Below are 16,488 nucleotides of genomic sequence, written 5' to 3' on the forward strand. Positions count from 1 at the left end.
GAAAGAAATTCCGTTCTCATTTGCAAGAATATTCTTAATAAATCGTATTTCAAATACTTACTAACAAATTCCTATTATCGAACTACAACCTTTCGAACTATCATATCTCCCACCTTAACCAGATAAACTCCGGAGGGTAATGACATTGTATATTCTCCTGCCGGTATTGTTTGGTTACGGAACAAAGAGCCTTTGTAATCCCAGATGTATAGCGCTGACTTTTCAGCGACTGCGACAGATAATACCCGTCCGGTTACTGAAACCGAAACCTTATCGTCTTTGCGGATGGATTCATTATCGACAGTCGATTCTGTTCCAACGAAACAGGCTTTTACTTCCGTATCGGAGGTGACCGTATACGGATAAGGATTCAGGGTGTTGCCATCCCACCATTTGACAAACAACATGCCGGAAGCCGCCTCTGCCTTCAACTGAACTTTATCCCCATGAATAACCTTTCCTGCCGGAACAGCAGATACCGTACCACCGTTAGTCTGGCTCACTGCAACCTCGTAGCTATTTAGTTTCAGTCCCGATACTTTCACCGTTATACCGTCTTTATCCACCGGCAAATTATATACATAGGTCTTCGTCTCAGATGCTGCGCGTAAAGAAGTTTCAGGAATCAGCACCTTGTCATCGGCTGTCAAAACGACTTCGCTCTGGCTATAAGCAGGAAGCAAAACAACTTTCAATTGCACAACATCACCACTCTTCACTGCATCCATATTCGAATTGGCTCCCGTAATACCAGCTCCCGGTGATTGATTCAGGATCACCTTTGCATACGCAGCATCTTCCTTATCTGTAAACAGAGGTATGAGCTGGGCTGCATCCACTGCCGTTGCCATTCGGGGATTATCCGTCTTTCCGTCCGTCCATTTACTAAAGATTTTGCCTTCGGGCGCTTTCGCCTGAAGCAAAAGCATCGTTTCTTCAAATAGCCCTTGACCGGCTACGTCGGACATCGTTTCAACAACTTTCGCCGTCACATGATCCGGCAATGTCAGCTTTATGGAATCCCGGACAATACCATCGACCGAAATGCTGATGTTCTTATTTATATGGTAGATCGCATATCCTCCTTTATTCTTCGTCAACTCTTCACCATTGGCACGAACAACCAGATTTCCTTCACGGTATCCTTTAGCGAGAACCAGGTAAAACTTAAACGTTCCGTCTTTCTTCACTTCGGTAGAATAACCGGAGAACGGTTTCACGGTCACTCCTTCCATCTGCGGCAAAGTCATCATATACGACTTATAATCAGAGATGAAACGGGCAGAAATAGTCGTATCCCTGCTAACCGTCAGGTTCAGCGGGTTGCTTTGGCTGCCGGTATTCCATTGCAGGAACTTAAAGTCCTCATCAGCAACTGCCGTAATCGATACCGATGATCCGTATCCAACTTCCGAGGCCGTTTCGTCCGCACCATCGGTAAACTTGATCTGTCCGTTCTCTGTCTGCTGCAATGTAACCGTACAGGTTTTAGCTTTCAGACCGGAGACAGTCACTGTAATATCGGACGAGCAGTTCGTTAACGTATAAAGCCCGGAAGCATTCCCCGTAATCGTCGAATCATTCGCCGAGACAACCATTGAGTCGAGATTCGTATAATAGTCTTTATCCACCGTCAGCTTAAACTCAAAAGAACCTCCGGTCGTGGTAGCCGTCACCACATCGCCACCGGTGGGATTAGTCGCTTTCACACCTAAAGGGAGATCGAAGGTCAGGGTAATTCTACTATTATCAAAAATAAACAAACGTGTGGTTACTCCATCTTTATAGTCCGTTTTCCGTGCTATCGCCTTAAAGACCAGTGTGTCTTTCGAACTGGATACCATAAACTCCCCTGTATATGCCTTATCGGGAGCACCATCCACACTATAATATAAAGATGTAGATTCATCCGTTTTCTGTAACTGAACTTTCACCGTCTCCCCTTTTGCTATTTTATCCGTATTTACCGGATTTGTAACAATTTCCGGAGCAGAAGCAGCCACACGATTATCTGCAAATACAGCCGAAATAGCTAGTCCTCCGGAAGCCGGCATCTCCACTGTTACCGGATTACCAGTAACATCCTTACCATTAACAACCCATTTACTCAATGTATAAGGAGCAGTTGGGGTAGCAGTCAATGTCAGTTTAGTCCCCTGTCCCACATAGTCACCAGACTTCACTTCCGTATCACCATTTTTCACAGTAAACGTACCATTAGCTGCCTTTACGATATTCACAACAGAACCAGAAGACCATTTCGCATAAAGCGTTCTATTCCCAGTCGAACCTTTCTCTATAGCCATGATAGGTTCACCCTCTAAACGATCCGATTCATACCAACCGGCAAAACTATAGGCAGTACGTTGCGGTACCGGCAAAGTAACATCTTCTTCAATGGTATAGGTGGATGATGGGACTTTTACATCGGAATAAGTATTGTAAGTGATTGTATATTTTGCAGACTCCCATTTAGCATACAACATAAAATCGCCATTAGTTCCCTTTGGTATAGTCGTTCCAAAAGCCAAAGTACAGTCCTTGTCTTTATACCAACCAGCAAAGGCATAACCATTACGTTTAAGATTTTTAGGAAGAACATAACCATCCGTTTCAACAGTATATGGTATTGGACTCAATTCTATATTCATCCCTGTATTCAATGTTATTGTATACTCAAATAAAGACCATTTTGCATGCAACTCCATATCTCCTGTTGTATTCTTTGCAATTGTAGAAATAGGCATTCCATCAAAAGAACCAGACAGATACCAGCCTTTAAATGTAAAGTTTGCTTTTTGAGGAATCGGTAGTTTTACTTCATCTTCCACTGTATAAGATTTAGGAAGACTTTCCGAATTTCCATCATACAAATAGAAATTCAGTTTATATTGAATAATATTCCACTTTGCATAAAATACTTTATCTCCTGTAGAACCCTGCGGTACTTCTGCAATCGAAGATCCTGTACATGAAGCATTATCAAACCAACCAACAAAAGTATAGCCTGAACGAGTAATACCTACCGGTAATTTTATGGTCTTATCCGATTCATCATAGGCTGTTGCCCAATCTGCAGTTATCCCATCATTCCATTTACATGTTATAGAATAAGCTTCCAGCCATTTAGCATAATATTTTTTATTTCCGGGAGTTACGATTTTTGAAACAGGATTCTCAATGCAAGATTCGTCTTCATACCATCCGGCAAATTTAAAACCTGTACGCTTAGGAGTAGGCAAGATCAAATCCTTATTTTTATAATCTTCTATTATAAAGTTTGAAACATAATCTCCATCTAAAACACCATTATTCAAATCATATTGCACAGTGTATATCTGAGACCAATAAGCATAGAATATTTTATTTCCAGTATCTCCTGCCTCAACTTGTGTTACCTGAGTTGTATACTGATCATCATTATACCAACCTAAAAAACGATAGCCTTCACGAAGCGGATCTTTTAATGAGATCGTACCTGATTCCACATGATAAGTTTTCGGATTATTATTTGTATCTCCAGCTTTTATATTGTTGTAAGTTATACTATAATCTTCGCGCTGAAAAACAATTGCTACATTTTTACTACTAGCAGGCATATCAAAAGATAAAACAGAAGGTTCTATTAATTTATATCCTTTCTCTGCTGTAGGCTCCACCACTACTTTTTCTCCACTTGCAGCCCAAGATGCTATCTGATCATCAATCTTTAATACACAAGAACCTTTCCCCGTAACGGTAGTTGAAAGTGTATAAACCGGCTTAATTGTAATAACACCAGATATGGAATTAGCTATAAGATCAGGACTTCCTAAATGTTTATTATCCCGATATGGTTTATAACCTGTTTCACAGAGATCTTCCAGTTTTTGTCCATTTTCAATCTTTATAGAAACACCTCCTCCTTCATTACTAACCTGTCCACCTTTAAAATTAACTGTACCACTTGCTAATCTTAAAGATGCAGATGAACTGTTTGTATAAATATCAGCTCCATCCAAAATGTTTACAACACCACCATTTGTTATTGTTATAGATTCATAGCTTGTACTATAAACGGTAGAACTAATATTCAAAGTACCTCCATCTACCCAGATTGTAGAAGAAGTTGAACTTCCACAATAAATTGAACCACTCCCTTTTACTGTAAAAATAGCACCTTTTCTAATCATTAATAAATCACCGTTATTCCTATATAAACTAGAACCATTCAAATTAAGAGTAATATTACCTCCTGTTAAATTCAAGTTATTTGAAGTAAATTCCGTATTTTTTTTCAGAGTGACAATATCACCGCTATACGACGCATAAGAACTTCCCAAACCATTACATGCTCTTGCAAATCCCTTAGCATCAGATATATCCTTCGTCCATCCTTCATTCGATACCTGCATCAATACTAATACAAGTAACAAACTTCTTATCATCATTATCTTTCTTTCCATATCTTTTCCTATATTTCCATCCGGAAGTTTTTTCATTTCTTCCGAATGTATTTGAGTTCTCATTTTATATCGAATGAAAAATATGTCAAACTCAAGGTTTAATATGAAAGGCGGATCAAGTCCGCCATGACAGAACCTCTGTTTTGACACAATCCCATTATTTTATTCTTAATCAACCGTTCTATGAAGTACTGAAGCAAGCAAAAACTTACTTAGTAAGTATGCCTCCGGTTACTCGGTAAGTAAACCGCCAGCTACTTAGTAAGTAAGTTTCTATCTACTTATCGAGTAAGCTTGATCTTACTTGATAAGCAGGTTTTCTTCTGAATTTGGAATCAGAAAGGAAGGAAATATTTTTTATCGAGAAGGTATTTACCAAAGAGCGACCTTGCCCAATGAGCCTAAATCAAGGTTTGCCGATTTTACGCCCATAGCTCTGAAAGCTCGGACAATCGTTGAGAAATTGACGCTTTTTCCACTTTCTATTTTGGATATTTGCGCCCTCTTGACACCCATCAATTCCCCCAATTGCTCTTGGGTGAGATTCTTGGCTTCACGAATTTGCTTGATAGCCTCGCCGATTAGGAAATTGTTAATATCATCTTCATACTTTTCCCGTTCCGGAGTGCCTCTTACACCTAATAGCCTGTCTAAAGCTTCCTCTTCTGTATAAAATTTCATTTTTTCCATATTTCTAATTATTTAGAATCGAAATATTGTTTCCTAATTTCTTTTGCCTTAACAATCTCCTTTAGTGGAGTTTTTTGAGTTTTCTTAATAAAACCATGAGTAGCGATTACCAAAGTATCTTTTTCTGTATCCCAAAATGCTAATAACCTATAAGCAATTCCGTTATACACAGATCTAAATTCCCAAATGTCCGTACCATCCAATTTTTTAAATAATTCTTTGTCAAGAACAAACTTACTTTTGTTTACATTATACATGATCTTAGCTCTCGCTTTGACATCAATGCTATCTAAAAAATCAATAGCTTCATCCGAATATATGATTTTAAACTTCGCTTTTGCTTTCATAGTCTTAAGTTTATGCTACAAAGATAGCAAAACGTTCCCTTTTAGGAAACATTTCTGACTATTTTTATTCCAGAATCTTCCTGCATTCCAAATCCCATTACTTCAAAGAACAATTCGATGGATAATTCTCCACCTACTCAAACACCAACTCCAACTCATCCAGCAACAACACGCTACTCGTACTGCCCGTAAAGTAATCACCATACTTACTGGCGGAAGCGACGATCAATATATAAGTCGGTTTTGTTGTTTGATCACGATATTCCATGTCGATACGGAACTGGGTGTAATCTTTGACAGTTTCCCCCTGAACCAGCTGACCGAAGGCGAGCAGATTCTCATTGTTCCAGGTCAGGTCGACAAATGTTCCGGTATTCGTATTGACAGGGAACGGAGATGTCCAGCCGGAAAACAAAGCCATATAGATATGACAAGAATCCTTACGCCCTTCCAGCTCCTTATACGGATCTTTCGCTTTATCAATGGTACCGGAATTGTATTTATAATAGCCACGCAAAGCAGATGGACGACCCGTATACGGACGACCGAAGTTCAACGAAGCACCACTCAGTCCTTCAACCTTACCAAAAGTCCCGGTATACAAACTACCGGCAGCAAACACACCGGCTACCGTTTTACTTTCCAGACGAGCAGCTTTCCCCTTTACGACATCACTGGTTTCCGGAGAAGTCGGATTCGCTTCACCTACGGCATTCGAGCCTTTGTTTCCTGAATCCCAGAAATAATTCTCCGGAGTCAGATCAAGGTCGGCATACCAGCTTTTGCCGTCTTTGAACCAATCGTCCAATGAGAGGTTTGGCACCAACTCCACCGCCTCCGTCGTAAATGTTTTGATATCCTCGGATGCACCATCCACCGTTAACTGATATTCATACTCCATGCCCGGTTTAAGATGCGTAAAGACCAACGTGAAGTTTCCTTCTTCATCTATCTCTATTTCGCTGGAAAGCACTTCCTCCCAGCCTTCTTCCGAATCAGCCTTTGTCTCCGCCTGCGGTTTACCGCGATAGCAAGCCGAAACCTGTCCGGTCAATGTCTTACCCGTCACAACCGCCCGCTTTGCCCATGCCGACAAAGAGGTAAACGACATTCCGGCAGGCGGATACGCCACACTCACGGTCCATTCTTCCGTTTCATCAAAAGCGGATACCTGGAAGATGCGAGGACGGGTAAAATCGGTTACCTCCGACGGTTCGGGTGTCGTTTTTGCGATGCTGCTACCTAACTGGAAGGTCTCTATTTTCACATTACGCAAAGAAGGCTGGGCTGTTGAATCCACATATATAATTACATTATGCGTATCAGCATCGATCAGGGAAGCCCCCAGCTGGTTTGCAACAGTTACTTTACGCAGTATATCATGTACCACCGTCACTTTCCAGGGATAATCCTGATACAAACGAAGCAGAAAAGAAACCGGTTTCTTAAAGTTCATTCGCGTATTGACCGTCTCGGGCAAACTGTCAACCGACACAAATCCGGTATCCGGGAAATGGCGGAAGTCTTTGCAAGCTACAGAATCCGGTATAACGGTCATACCCGAAGTAACGACCAGCTTTTCCACTCTCAGGTCCCTCAGGTCCAATGTATCCGCCACCTTTACAGAGACGGAAGCCGAAGTCTTATCGATCTTTACCGAAGTCTGTCCTTCAACGGCAAGCTCTTCGATAATCCCTTCGATGGTAGGATAAGGCAGATCGTTTTCCACACAGCCTGTCAGCAGCAGACCTACTAAAAAACACCAGATACTATTTCTTCCCTTCATGCCCTGTTTTTACAAATAAAAGACAATACCTAAATCGATCGACAACAGATTGATCTTGAAATTAGCGGAACTTGCCGTGCGTTTCCCTTTATATACCTGATCTTTTGTCTGATCATACCAGTTGAAGTTCAAACCTGCCACACTAACCGAAGCCTCAGCTGCCACATAATCGTTAATAAAGACAGTCAGACCGGGAGCCACACCGATATTCAGGTTATGCTTTAACTGATACATACCGGAAAGATCGATTCCTGTACCTGAGCTACTGTTACTTTCTGAATAACCATACGACACACGCGCCTCATTAAACAATCCGAAACGCTTGCTGTCTCCCAGATTCAAATAGGTACGGAGAAAGATCGCCGCCGTATATGTATTGGATACAGACTTAAAATTATCGACATCAAAGCTCAGATCGTCACCCAGTTCCAGAGATATATTACCTATATCCGTATTGGTACGTGAATAGGAGAAACGACCGCCGATACTAATATTGTCGCGAATAAAATAACTCACCAACGGAGTCACCTTAAAGGTATACCCTTCGCTATTAATATCCTTCAACACAGATAAAAACTCAAAGTTTTCGTCCACATGTTCGCTATAGGAAAACGTAGTACCAACCATCCATTGCCCTTTCGGGATAAAAGTTTTCATCAGAATACCCCGGTCATACTTGTTCTCCTTTGCCTTCGCCGGCAATACAGAACAACATATCAACAATATGGTAAGGGATAAGAGTTGTTTCATATTCTAGTTTAATTCGTTTATATTTACCGGTGTCATATCTCCAGCCATAGAAGCGGGAATGGCAGAATCATTGTAGTCATAATTCAATTCGAACTCATCCAAAAGCAAGTAACTGTCCGTTGAACCTTTAAAAAACTCTCCTTTACTGCTTGATGCAGCCATAATAATAAGGTATACTTTCTCATCTGCTTTCGGCAATCGAGAATATATCAACGGTATATTGAACTGTTCATAATTTGCAACTTCCTGCTGAGTCTTCATTTCACCATAAGCGATCACACCGCTATCTGTAGGATCGAAAGTCACGACACCTTTTATATCTGTCCGTAACGACACCAAGATATATTGCTTAGTAGCCAAAGCTATATAAATAACGGCCTCATCCGTCTCGCTTGTTGATGTCTCTTTATTATCCACCCAATTAATCTTACCCGGGTGATATTTATACCATCCCTGTAAAGCAGTCGGATAACCATTGTGCAATTGTCCGTACTTCAGCTTAGCACCTGCAGTAGAAACTTCCTGTACAGAACCAGAGAATATACTACCTGCAGAGAACGCACCGATACCAATAGCTCCGGCCCAACGAGAAGTTAATCTGGCAGCTTTCCCTTGTTTGACATCCGAGTCTTCTCCCTGCAACAGGACTTCCCCCCCGGATGCAGCACCCCGGTTCCCGGATTCCCAAAAAATACCTCCAGTAGAATTTACCCCCACGGCATAAATATAATCGACCTTCCCTAAAGCTCCCTGATCATTACGTTTACCCCATTGGTCAAAATTCAAGTTCGGCACCTCAAATGGCTTAGTTAAACTAAAAACGACAGGTTCACACTTCATCGCACTATTATCCGCCGATTCAATCCAATACGAATATTCTGTATCAGGAGTTAATCCAATCACCAAAGCTGACAAATTTCCTTCCACATCTCGCTGAACAACATCAACCTTCTTCGGTTCTCCGTCTGCTGCCTTCAACATGAAATAACTGGATTCATCCAGACAAACACCTTTCAATACAGCAAAGTGCGTCCATTTGATAGGCTCTTCTACATATGCATCCACATCCGGCATTATCTTGAAGGAGAAATCAATGGATGTTTCCTGATTGATATTGTCGAGTAAGGTGACTGTAAAGGTATGTATGGTTGGTTTGCGATCTATAGTTTTCAGATAAGATAACATAGTCGAAAGATCCAACTCATAGTTCACATAAAGTTCTTCCTCTTCAATAGACTTACCCGGCAAACGAGGGAATCCCAATTGGGCAGCCCGCTCTGCAATCACTTCATCGGTCATTTCAAATTCCGCCAATCCGAAAGTACCGAACACCGGAGAGTCGGTTGTCACCTTAAATGATTGAACACTGTTTTTCTTACCTATACGATAAACCAAACCTACTGTCCCTGCCACGGGTACATCCATACCGTCCACGATCTCCGGATGCTGATAAATCCCTTCATCCGTAAAACCTTGAAGTCGCAAAGAAGGTTCTCCCATTTGTGTCAAATCCTCTTCACGGATAAAGATCGGACAGGTTATTTCTTTATGCTCTTCATCAATAGTGATATCGAAATCGATACCGGCATCCGTATCTCCCGGTCCCTGGTTATCTATCTCAAACTTAAAAGTATAATGATATTTCGGCTCAATATTCGGATATACTCGTTTAATGACAAACTCGTTGCCGTCCCGATTCACCAACCTTAGCTTAAGCGCCAACTTTTCAGGTGCAAAATATCCGGCACGGTACTCATCGCGGGTATAAGTCAGCGAACCGGAAGAGTTACTCACTTCCGTTTGATAATCAGTGAAATATTCTTTCAGTTGAGAAGCTTCAACCGAAACCTTTGTATTATGGATAGTACAAGTCACTTTTGCATTTGTTATCTCGCCTTGCTTCACTTCCACTGTTTCCTGCCCAGCATAGAAAGGAGCTTCCCATGCAGCAGCACCATCATGATTAGAACTAACGGCAACCGTATATGTTCCGACCGGCAATATCAATCGTTCACCTTTTACCTCCTCCAGATAATCATTATAAACTTTCAACGTATCTTCTTCTCCTTTAATGATCGCTACCCGGAGCGATTCATAAGTTACTGCCGATGTAGCCCGGGTCTGCAAAGATGCATCTTCCTCCACATTCAAATAAAGCATACCGGTTGGAAGTCCCTCCGTATCGTCCTTACATGAAAGACAAAAAGTCATTAACAGGCAAAGAATGTATCCTATTATCCTTTTATAGTCCATATCTATCGCTTATTTCTTATTCAACTTTATAGTCGCATTCGTTTTCTCTCCATTCTTGTCTCCCAAAGAGATTTTAAACGAGTTGCTCGTATCCATCAGCCCTAGAAAACCCGATATATCAAACTTCAAATTACCTTTATCACCTTTCGAAGGAACTACCAGTTTCTTGCCCAAATTAGCCAGGATACCGTTTACTTCATCCACAGAAGACTTATTGAGCAAATCAAGCGATAACTTTATATCTGCTCCGATCGACACATCCACATCTAACTGAGATAAACCTGTTGGCAAATACAAATTAATTACCACGCTTTTGGTTGTAGATGTAATTGTCTGCACCTGATTAACATCAAAAGAACGTCCATCGATCGTTCCGGTTATACCAATCTTTTGCTGTGTATCTCCTCCCGGCTCATCCCCACCTCCGGGCGTATCCGGATCTCCTCCCGGTGTATCCGGTTTTTCCGACTCTTCAAAGACAGACGGTATTTCAATCACATAGTCCTTCTCCACCAAAGATATATCCACTTTCAGCAAAGGACGAGCAACAGTCTGTTCTGAATCTCCCGGTTCGTCAGGTACTTCCGGTTCATCAGGATCAACTGGTTCTTCCGGCTCTTCCCCCTCATCTCCACCATCAGGTGTATCAGGGGGAATAGGGTTAATCGATTCGGTATCTAATTCGATATATACATTATTATGTTCCAATATCGTATCTTCTTTAGATAGGTCTACTGAATAGGTACAAGCCTTCTCATCCTTTGTCGTAGCATAAACAGTAAAACGCAAGGTTCCGCTGTTCTTCAGATAAGCAACACGTTCTTCATTAGCTGGAATAGTCAACACACCTACACCATTGTCTGCCACGATCGTATAATCACCCTTAAACTGCTGCAGGAATTTATCAGAAAAGCCAAACTGCAGTTTTTTATTCTGTAACCGACATTTAGCCACAACTTTCGCTACTTCTTTAGCTGAGATTATACAAGTGGTATCACCTGCATAATACGGTTGATCGAATCCCGCATTCACATTATCACCTAAACTTGCCGATACTTGGTAAAGTCCGGGAGGCAACAACAACTCACCTTCCTCTTTTATCGCAGCAAACGACTCATACGACTTTACAAGTTGTCCTAAACTATCCAAAATAGAAACGGCAAAATCATCCGAGTTCAATGTCTCATCTATATCGCTATCACCTTTAGTACCCGGTACTGGGGTCTCTTTCTCTGCATTTACTTCCAAATCGAGCAAACCGACATTCTCTATCGACATGCCATCTCCTGTCTGTCCTTCTTTTTCACCGAACAGATCTTTCTTCATTTCACAAGAGAACAAAAAAGAGATAAGCAATAAAAGGCTCCAATATATTCTGTTATTCATGTGTTTATTCTGTTATGTTCTGTGTAACTGATTTCAACGACAAGACCTTTTCCGATTCCAGACCCGCATCCAGTCGTATTACATAATACTCTCCCAACTGCGGAGAAGTAGCAGGTGTATTCAAACTATTCTTTACGTAATACGTCCGCTCCGGATACCACTTATTAGAACTACCCAGTCGAACCTTCACTTTTACAACTAATGCTTTACATGCATCCAAAAAATAAGCAGTCGTCATTTTTTCCGGCGTAAACTCCCAAGAAGCCACACCATTAGAAACTGTTACTTGATAAGAATAGTTATTCGGGTGTTCTTTCATCAGCTGCTTAAACTGATCTGAAATCTCCAATTCAACCCCTATACTTTCGAACGTACAAGAAAGGGCTACATTAGAAATTTGTTTTTCCACCACCATGACCTTGTTATTTTCAGCCATAAAATAAGGAATTTCAGTTATACCGTCAGCCGTGTCCGTGGTTGTACAAGCTTTCACGGTATATTCACCCAACGGAAGGACGATAGGCAGACCTCCTTCTTCCTCGTTCAACAAATCCCCATAAACCTTATCCAGCTTCACTAAATTATCCTTGTTATCAGTAATCACTATATGCAGATCTTCAACTACCAAATCACTGAAATCCGCACTTCGGGTAATAATCGGCACCTTTATTTCAGTTGAATAACCGGCCATCAGTCGCAAACCTCCCATACCCTCCTCAAAGTATTCGTTCTTATCAACCGACCCGTCTCCACAAGCCGACAAACCCAGCAATACAGTACACAGACAACAGTATAGTATATTTCTTTTCATCTTTTCCTTATTCGTATATTAATTCGACGTTGTCAATATAAAGTTGGCTACCAACAGATTCTCCATCACTCAAATTTGCCACTGGCGGAATTTTCACTAAATTATTTCTCAAATAATCATAATTATCAGAAGAACTTGATTTAAATAAAATATAAATCTTATCTGCTTTCAATCTACCATTTTTCCCCATATATTGTAATCGAACATCTTGACCTGTAATCCAAGAAGAAGTCGTCCCAGAACTTATCGATGGCAACTGTTGTTCAGCTATAATTTCACCATTAACGTCCAACACAACAATCTTGGCAACAAACTTATCATCACTACCAGATTTCGTTTCGTATTTATAATCAAAAGAGAAACCCGTGGGACGTGAATTAAACTTATAGCCATATATAGGTTCAAGTGTATTATTATCAATTTCTCCTAAGAATAACTCTCCAGGAGTTAAATGTTTGATTACAGAAGCATTCCCTCCTGCTGAATTTCCGGCTCCCCACCCTACTGTTCTAATTAAAGCTGCGATATCATCTTCACCTTTATCTGTTGTAGACATTGTACTAGAATTAGCTATATAACGAAAACTTATACTCCACCTATCACCACCATCTTGAGTAGTTTTCAAATTAACAGTGTTCCATCCTTTTGTTTCTTCATTTTTCCAAGGGAAATACTTTTCCCAATAACCTATTTTCTCAAAACTCCATTCTTCGAACCCTCCATTCGGAATCGTGCCAGTCGTCTCAGTTGTAACCATTACCTCTTTACTGACACGTTCATACTCTTTACCCTTGTTATATATCGCACGAACTGAATATTTCGTTTCCGGAGTCAAATTACGCAAAGTGTCTACCCACTGGTTTCCTTCAGCATCTTTTCTCAACGATTGATTCGGTATATCCGTCCAATCATTTCCATTCAAATATTGATAAGTCAGTTTATTCTTGTTCTCATCACCCAAGAAATCAGTACGTAGGACAATTCGTTTAGCAAAAGCGTCTCCCTCACTTGTCACAAAATCGAATTTCGGAGCTTTCACTACAATCTCTTTCATCATTTCATCCGTCTTTCCGTTTTTATCTTGCAGATGTAACTTCAATGTATATGTATGGCTTCCTCCCTCTTTTGGGGCAGACAAAAATGTTGTGAATGGCTTAAATATATACAGATCTAAACGTGAATCAGCTATTTTCTCCACACCGATACCATACATTGTATATAATGCATTCCGATCTGTATCATCACTCAATTTAAAGGCCTTTTTCAATCCGTCTGTACCAGTTAATATCAATGTCGTATTCTCTTGATCAATCAAGCCTTCTGCTATCAAAGATGCTTGTAACACATCTTCCAACTCATCTCCTTCTACCACTTCCGAAGGTAAAGCCAACGCCTGTTTATCGATAAATGGATTACCCGCTGGTAATACTGTTACAGTCAGACGAACTGTATTACTCTCATACGCCTTCCCTGTCGCATCAATAGCATGGAATGAAAAATGATAAACCACAGGAACATCCGGGTCTGCTTGCAAGCTCCGGATTGCCGTCAACAAACTCACATAACCGGCCCGAGCTTTAGACAAATCTCCGTCTTCAGTATCACCGACCATCCAGCGATATCCCTGTAACTTTGCCTCATCCGCTTGCGTCACAAAATCGATTTCTTCGGCCTCTTCTTCATCCGCATCACCTATCCAACGTTTTACGGACAAAGACTTCAGACCACCAGGAATATTGAATCCCACTTGCAGTTCTTCATCAAATACCGAAGTTTTTACTTCCAAAGAAACACCATCTTTAAAGCCTCCGGCACTCAGTGTCGGCTTCGTCACCTGTTGCCACATAAAATCCGGAATCTCCGTCGTCATCGTCACTTCCTCCATCGTATCATCCAATACAATATCCAGCCCGATTCCATCCAACGCTTCTCCATCCGTCTTGAACACCAGGCGGACATTCTGTCGGCGTTCCAGCTTTAATGCAGTCGGTACGTAATATGTTTTCTCCGTCTCTTCAGTTATTTTCTTCAGTTTGATACCGATAGCGATATTCGTTCCGTCCTTGTCCACCTGCATATATGCCGGACGCGTTTCGCCTTTGACAATCTCTAAATCGGCAGTCGTATACGAAGAACTCAGCAAAACCGTATACTCTGAATACGCTTCCTTAAAATCGTCGGTATATTCAGCCGTGATCCGTGCATTCCCCAATGTCGCCGTCACCTCCAGCGGCGTACTCATCCCCTCTTTTACGGTAAAGGCAGTACTCCCCTCGAAATAAGGATTCTCAAATTCAGCAGGGAGATTGTTCCCTTTGGAGGCAACCAGGGTGTAAGCACCTTCGGGCAGTTCGATCTCAGACGGCATCTGGTCGAAACGGTCGTATGATTTTGTGGTGTCTTTGTCAGAGACAATCAATATCCGATAATCTTCTGTAGTAAGGAATTGCGTGAACTCGTCCGAAACCGCTTTGGTGATGCCCGAATCGATACCTTTCTTCAGGGAAGTGGTATCGGCGGTCAGACTTAAACGTAGTTTTCCCGATTTGGAAGAATGACCTTCCTCATCACAAGCAGACAGACTTAATATTAATACAGAAATATACGTAAACAACGCCATAGCTCTCGCAGAACTATGTCTTCTCTTCATTTCCATTTCCCTCTTATGCCAATTTTACGGTTATTTGCTAACCTTAATATTATATACTAGTATCTATGCATTTTTTATCGGGGACAAATTAACTCCGAATTTCGGAACCTCACAAGGTCTATTTATACGATTTGCTGTCCTTTTTTTTAGACATGTCTTAAAACATATTAACTAACTTTCTTTATTATATATGATATGGTACAGAAAGGAGATATTCCAGTGTTCTATTTATAAGAAAACAGATCAGCCTTTGAAAAATAATGAATACATTTGCAGCTATATAAAAACAAGCAAATGGACACAAATACAGCTAAGGAGCTACCCAAACTCGACATCCCCGAAGACTGGATTGTCGGGAAAGATATCAGCCCCGAAATACTGAATATGTACACGAATTTCCCCTGCCGGTTGAAAGCTGGTATCTTCGTGCTCTGCATGGCAGGAGAAATCGAGGCTTCAATCGATGCAACGACCTACCAGGTAAAAGCAAACGACTTCGTGACCATCCTGCCGGGAAGTATTCTCCAGATACTGAAAGTAACAGGAGAGCTAAAGATCTATTTCATAGGCTATTCCTCCCAGTTCATTACATCAACCAATATTATCAAATCGACTCTCGACATCTTCTATACGATAAAGACCTCACCGGTTTTCCCATTGAAAGAAGAAGTCGCCCAAATCTTCCGCGACCATATGGATCTGCTGGCCAGGACCTATATCACTTGTTACGGAAAAATCAGCAGAGAGGTTACCAAACATATGTTCTTCACCTTGATCCACGGACTAGGCGATTTGTATAAGGATTTACGAACTAAAAAAACAGTTTTAGGAAAAAGTGAACAGATCGCACACGAGTTTACACAACTGGTCATGCAACATTACAGTCAGGAACGAAACGTATCCTTCTATGCTGATAAACTGGGAATTACACAGGCTCATTTAAGTACAACGATCCGGCAAGCCACAGGAAAAACCTGCATCGATATCATCGCATCGATGGTCATCATGGATGCCAAAGCCCAGTTGAAATCGACCGAGACTTCGGTGCAGGATATCGCCTATTCGCTGAACTTCACAAACATGTCCTTCTTCGGCAAATATTTTAAACGACATGTGGGTATCAGCCCGTTGGAATACCGGAATAGTTGAAGTTCTGTGAGAACTACCGCCTCTACATGATAAAACAGGATTAAACCGTTCACCGTTCACCATAACAAACATATTCAACTAAATATCAACATATAACATATCATTTTAACAGGTGAACGGTTGCTCAAAAAAGTGAATGGTTCGCATAAACCGTTCACTCTCATTTTTTAGATTACTTATTTTTATTACTCATAGTATTGCTCACCAAACAGAAAGTCAGG

At 41.1% G+C, this 16,488-nt stretch carries 10 protein-coding genes; 1 reads left to right on the top strand and 9 read right to left on the bottom strand.

Features of this window, described 5'->3' with window-relative positions; genetic code table 11:
- Positions 1-74: 74 nt before the first annotated feature.
- From DXD68_RS12265 to DXD68_RS12305, 9 genes are all read right to left on the bottom strand, one after another.
- Positions 75-4,445, bottom strand: a complete 4,371-nt coding sequence (locus DXD68_RS12265; protein WP_233577128.1) for an InlB B-repeat-containing protein — start codon at positions 4,443-4,445, stop codon at positions 75-77.
- Positions 4,446-4,817: 372 nt separating this feature from the next.
- Entirely contained in the window at positions 4,818-5,135 is a 318-nt protein-coding gene (locus DXD68_RS12270; RefSeq protein WP_122361776.1) for a helix-turn-helix domain-containing protein, read from the bottom strand.
- 8 nt (positions 5,136-5,143) lie between these two features.
- Entirely contained in the window at positions 5,144-5,482 is a 339-nt protein-coding gene (locus DXD68_RS12275; protein WP_122361777.1) for a type II toxin-antitoxin system RelE/ParE family toxin, read from the bottom strand.
- Between the two features lie 133 nt (positions 5,483-5,615).
- A complete protein-coding gene (locus tag DXD68_RS12280; protein ID WP_122361778.1) occupies positions 5,616-7,268 on the bottom strand; it encodes a PCMD domain-containing protein in 1,653 nt (550 codons plus the stop codon).
- A 9-nt stretch (positions 7,269-7,277) separates the two neighbouring features.
- Positions 7,278-8,018, bottom strand: a complete 741-nt coding sequence (locus DXD68_RS12285; protein WP_075559845.1) for a hypothetical protein — start codon at positions 8,016-8,018, stop codon at positions 7,278-7,280.
- A 3-nt stretch (positions 8,019-8,021) separates the two neighbouring features.
- On the bottom strand, positions 8,022-10,271 hold the full coding sequence (locus tag DXD68_RS12290; protein WP_122361779.1) for a DUF4493 domain-containing protein: 2,250 nt from the start codon (positions 10,269-10,271) through the stop codon (positions 8,022-8,024).
- A 9-nt stretch (positions 10,272-10,280) separates the two neighbouring features.
- On the bottom strand, positions 10,281-11,657 hold the full coding sequence (locus tag DXD68_RS12295; RefSeq protein ID WP_122361780.1) for a DUF4493 domain-containing protein: 1,377 nt from the start codon (positions 11,655-11,657) through the stop codon (positions 10,281-10,283).
- A gap of 4 nt (positions 11,658-11,661) precedes the next feature.
- Complete coding sequence (locus DXD68_RS12300) at positions 11,662-12,468, bottom strand: DUF4493 domain-containing protein (RefSeq protein ID WP_122361781.1); 807 nt, start codon at positions 12,466-12,468, stop codon at positions 11,662-11,664.
- Between the two features lie 7 nt (positions 12,469-12,475).
- Entirely contained in the window at positions 12,476-15,118 is a 2,643-nt protein-coding gene (locus tag DXD68_RS12305) for a DUF4493 domain-containing protein (RefSeq protein WP_158585878.1), read from the bottom strand.
- Positions 15,119-15,412: 294 nt separating this feature from the next.
- Here DXD68_RS12305 and DXD68_RS12310 point away from each other — a divergent pair, with 294 nt between their 5' ends.
- Entirely contained in the window at positions 15,413-16,267 is an 855-nt protein-coding gene (locus tag DXD68_RS12310; protein WP_122361783.1) for a helix-turn-helix domain-containing protein, read from the top strand.
- Positions 16,268-16,488: the final 221 nt, after the last annotated feature.

The sequence above is a fragment of the Parabacteroides sp. TM07-1AC genome (assembly GCF_003480915.1).
Classification (GTDB): domain Bacteria; phylum Bacteroidota; class Bacteroidia; order Bacteroidales; family Tannerellaceae; genus Parabacteroides; species Parabacteroides chongii.

Bases quoted from the DNA above. Each gene is read 5' to 3' on its own strand.
- DXD68_RS12295 (WP_122361780.1), bottom strand. From the start codon at position 11,657: ATGAATAACAGAATATATTGGAGCCTTTTATTGCTTATCTCTTTTTTG.
- DXD68_RS12265 (WP_233577128.1), bottom strand. From the start codon at position 4,445: ATGGAAAGAAAGATAATGATGATAAGAAGTTTGTTACTTGTATTAGTA.
- DXD68_RS12275 (WP_122361777.1), bottom strand. From the start codon at position 5,482: ATGAAAGCAAAAGCGAAGTTTAAAATCATATATTCGGATGAAGCTATT.
- DXD68_RS12290 (WP_122361779.1), bottom strand. From the start codon at position 10,271: ATGGACTATAAAAGGATAATAGGATACATTCTTTGCCTGTTAATGACT.
- DXD68_RS12270 (WP_122361776.1), bottom strand. From the start codon at position 5,135: ATGGAAAAAATGAAATTTTATACAGAAGAGGAAGCTTTAGACAGGCTA.
- DXD68_RS12285 (WP_075559845.1), bottom strand. From the start codon at position 8,018: ATGAAACAACTCTTATCCCTTACCATATTGTTGATATGTTGTTCTGTA.
- DXD68_RS12305 (WP_158585878.1), bottom strand. From the start codon at position 15,118: ATGAAGAGAAGACATAGTTCTGCGAGAGCTATGGCGTTGTTTACGTAT.
- DXD68_RS12280 (WP_122361778.1), bottom strand. From the start codon at position 7,268: ATGAAGGGAAGAAATAGTATCTGGTGTTTTTTAGTAGGTCTGCTGCTG.
- DXD68_RS12310 (WP_122361783.1), top strand. From the start codon at position 15,413: ATGGACACAAATACAGCTAAGGAGCTACCCAAACTCGACATCCCCGAA.
- DXD68_RS12300 (WP_122361781.1), bottom strand. From the start codon at position 12,468: ATGAAAAGAAATATACTATACTGTTGTCTGTGTACTGTATTGCTGGGT.